This is a genomic window from Polaribacter sp. (assembly GCF_965656025.1).
In the GTDB taxonomy this organism is placed as follows: Bacteria; Bacteroidota; Bacteroidia; order Flavobacteriales; family Flavobacteriaceae; genus Polaribacter.
The window spans coordinates 1-3,955 of sequence record NZ_CBFHJT010000110.1; the positions used below are offsets into that span (position 1 = coordinate 1).

2 protein-coding genes and 1 pseudogene are annotated in these 3,955 nt (G+C 33.6%); all 3 read left to right on the forward strand.

What is annotated here, in order from left to right; translation table 11 throughout:
• A partial coding sequence (locus ACTG3S_RS13970; protein WP_439129948.1) for a glycosyl hydrolase family 95 catalytic domain-containing protein occupies positions 1–1,898 on the forward strand: 1,898 nt, incomplete at its 5' end.
• Positions 1,899–1,982: 84 nt separating this feature from the next.
• Positions 1,983–3,470, forward strand: a complete 1,488-nt coding sequence (locus ACTG3S_RS13975; RefSeq protein ID WP_439129949.1) for an MGH1-like glycoside hydrolase domain-containing protein — start codon at positions 1,983–1,985, stop codon at positions 3,468–3,470.
• A 9-nt stretch (positions 3,471–3,479) separates the two neighbouring features.
• A pseudogene (locus ACTG3S_RS13980) lies at positions 3,480–3,955 on the forward strand (alpha-rhamnosidase); the annotation flags it as partial.

A 3,955-nucleotide genomic window follows, 5' to 3' on the forward strand; every position in this document is an offset into this window, starting at 1 on the left:
GTAATCTATTTATGAATAGTCCTTTTGATAAAACGAAAACGACTACAGAAGATGATCAAATAGCACTTTCAGGAACTACAAGTACCTACGAAAAACAAAAAGGACGTATAAAATTTCAAGGAAGAATTTTTGCAAAAAACGAAGGTGGAAATAAATCTGTACGAAACGGAATTATTAGTATTGAAAACGCCAATGAAGTTACGTTATATATTTCAATTGCTACTAATTTTAAAGATTACAAAACACTTACGAAAGATCAAGAAGAGAAGACTAAAAACTATTTGAATAAAGCAATTACAAAAGACTTTGAAACCATAAAAAAATCTCACGTAGCCTATTATCAAAAATTTTTCAATCGAGTTTCTTTAGATTTAGGAATTACAGAAGTTGCAAACGAAACCACAGATGAACGAATTCGAAAATTTGACAGTCAATTCGATCCGCAACTAGCCTCATTGTACTTTCAATTTGGTCGATATTTATTAATTTCTAGTTCGCAACCTGGTGGGCAACCAGCAAATCTTCAAGGTATTTGGAATGATATGTTATTCCCACCTTGGGAAAGTAAATACACAATGAACATTAATGCAGAGATGAATTATTGGCCAGCAGAATTAACCAATCTTTCAGAATTGCATGAGCCTTTCATACAAATGGCAAAAGAGTTGAGTGTTACTGGAAAAGAAAGTGCAAAAAGACTATACAACGCAAATGGTTGGGTATTACATCATAATACAGACATTTGGCGAATTACTGGGCCCGTAGATTATGCTACTTCTGGCATGTGGCCTTCAGGTGCTGCTTGGGTTTGTCAAGATTTATGGGAACGTTATTTATACACAGGAGATAAAAAATATTTAGAAGAAATTTACCCGATATTAAAAGGTGCAGCAAGTTTCTTTTTAGATTTTATGATTCCAGAACCTGAATCTGGTTATTTGGTTGTTGTGCCTTCCAATTCTCCAGAAAACACTCATGCTGCAGAAGATGGAAAATCATCTATTGCTGCAGGAACAACAATGGATAACCAATTGGTTTTTGATTTATTTACCAATGTGATGAAAGCATCAAAAATACTTTCTAAAGATGCAGAATTTGCCAATAAATTAAATACTGCTTTAAGTAAAATGTCTCCAATGCGAATTGGTAAATACGGACAATTACAAGAATGGATGCACGATTGGGACGACCCAGAAGATCATCACAGACACGTTTCGCATTTATACGGTTTATTTCCGAGTAATCAAATTTCACCATTTAAAACACCAAAATTATTTCAAGCCGCAAAAACGTCTTTAATGTTTAGAGGTGATGAATCTACAGGTTGGTCTATGGGATGGAAAGTAAATTTGTGGGCACGTTTGTTAGATGGAGATCACGCCTATAAATTACTACAAGATCAGTTACATTTAGTAACTGCGAAACAAAGAAAAGGTGGTGGAACTTATCCAAATATGTTAGATGCACACCAGCCGTTTCAAATTGATGGAAATTTTGGTTGTACAGCAGGTATTGCAGAAATGTTAATGCAAAGTCATGAAGGCGCAATTCATTTGTTGCCAGCATTACCAAATGTTTGGAAAGATGGATCTATAAAAGGTTTAAAAGCTAGAGGAGGTTTCGAAATTGATATCACTTGGAAAAATAATAAAGTTACAGTTCTTAAAATTCAACCCACTTTAGATGGAAACTGCAGGTTAAGAAGTGAAACACCTTTAAAAGGTAGAAAGCTTAAAAAAGCAAGAGGAGACAATAAAAATGATTTATCTTTTGATGTAGAGGTAAAGACTCCTATCATTTCTCCAGAGGCAAAAATTGATACATTTAAGCTTCCTAAGTATTATGAATATGATGTAAAAATGAAAGCAGGAGAGACCTATTTTTTCTACGCGAAATAAATTTTAAAGAAAAGAATGAATCTAAAATCAAATATATATCTATTAATTTTTTTGTTAGCGATAACGCTGGTAAGTTGTAATTCAGTGAAATCAGATAAAAATACAGCTGCTATTTTAAATGTTGAAGATTATAAGCATTATGCAGATTATTTTAATAGGATGGAAGATGAAAACATAGCCAAAGCTGTTCCAAATGATAGTGCTTGGGCATGGATGAAATCAAATATTCCTTTGTTTGAATGTCCTCAAGATAATTTCGAGGAAATGTACTATTTCCGTTGGTGGAGTTTAAGAAAGCACATTACTGATACACCACAAGGTTACGCGATTACAGAGTTTTTGGTAAACCGTTCTTATGCAGATAAGTACAATTTAATTGCTTGTGCTTTAGGACATCATATTTATGAGTTTAGATGGGTACACGATCCAAAATATATCGAACAAAATGTAAATATTTGGTATAGAGGAAATGAAGGAAAACCAATGAAAAAATTCCATAAATTTAGTAGTTGGACAGCAGATGCTCTATACAATCGGTATTTAGTAAATAAAGATAAAAACTACCTTTTAGATTTGTATCCAGATTTGGTGAATGATTATAACGTATGGGAAGAAGAACGTCAGAGACCAGATGGTTTGTTTTGGCAAAATGATGTAAAAGATGGCATGGAGGAATCGTTAAGTGGTGGACGTCATGTTCGCAATGTAAGACCTACGATTAATAGTTACATGTATGCCAATGCTGAAGCTTTAGCTAAAATAGCAAAAATGAAAGGCGATTCTGAAAAACAGCAATATTTTAAAGCAAAGTCAGATACTCTTCAAAATTTAGTAGAAACTAAATTATGGAATAAAGATGCAGAATTTTTTGAAACGTTAACCGAAAAAGATACTTCTTCAAATGTTCGTGAAGCTATTGGTTTTATTCCTTGGTATTTTAATTTACCCAAAAAAAATAAAGGATTTGAAGTTGCTTGGAAACAAATAAAAGATGAAACAGGTTTCTCAGCACCTTTTGGATTAACTACTGCAGAACGTAGAAGCCCTCGTTTTAGAAGTCATGGAACAGGTACCTGTGAATGGGATGGAGCTGTATGGCCTTTCGCAACTTCACAAACGTTAACAGCCATGGCAAACGTATTGAATCACTACAATCAAGAAGTAGTAGATAATAACGATTATTTTAAACAAATGAACTTGTATGTAGAGTCGCAATATTACAGGGGTAGACCATATATTGGTGAATACTTAGATGAAACTACAGGGTATTGGTTAATGGGAGATAGAGAGCGCAGTCGCTATTACAATCATTCCACTTTTAATGACTTAATTATTACAGGTTTGGTTGGTTTACGTCCTAGAGTTGATGATAAAATTGAAGTAAATCCATTAATTCCACAAGAAAAATGGGATTGGTTTTGCTTAGATAATGTTTTATATCATGGTGATATTATTACCATTCTTTGGGATAAAACCGGTGAAAAGTATAATAGAGGTAAAGGATTTAAGGTATTTAGAAACGGTGAAGAGATTGCTGCTTCAGAAAAGCTTGAAAAACTTATTTCAAAATAGAGTTTATAAATGAAGAAGTTAGTATTACATATAAGTCTTTTTTTAGTGTCTTTTGTCTCCTTAGCTCAAAATGATATTAAACTAGACAACCTACAATGTGAAATGTTGAACAACCCTTTAGGTATTGATGTTTTACAACCGCGATTAAGCTGGCGTTTTAATACGGATCAAGTTGAGGTAGAACAATTGTCATATCGGATTATGGTAGCTTCTTCTCTTGAGAATTTAGGAAATAACAAGGCCGATTTATGGGATTCTGGAAAAGTGAAAAGCGATGCTTCCGTAAATGTGAAGTACTCAGGGAAAGTATTAGATAGTAAAGATGAGGCCTATTGGAAAGTGAAGGCTTGGACAACTAAAGGAGAAACCGATTGGAGTGAATCAGCGTATTGGAGTATGGGTATTTTAACCTATTCCGAATGGAAATCTACACGCTGGATTGGTAATAATCATCTCTTTGAAAAAGATAGTATTGGACAATTTTC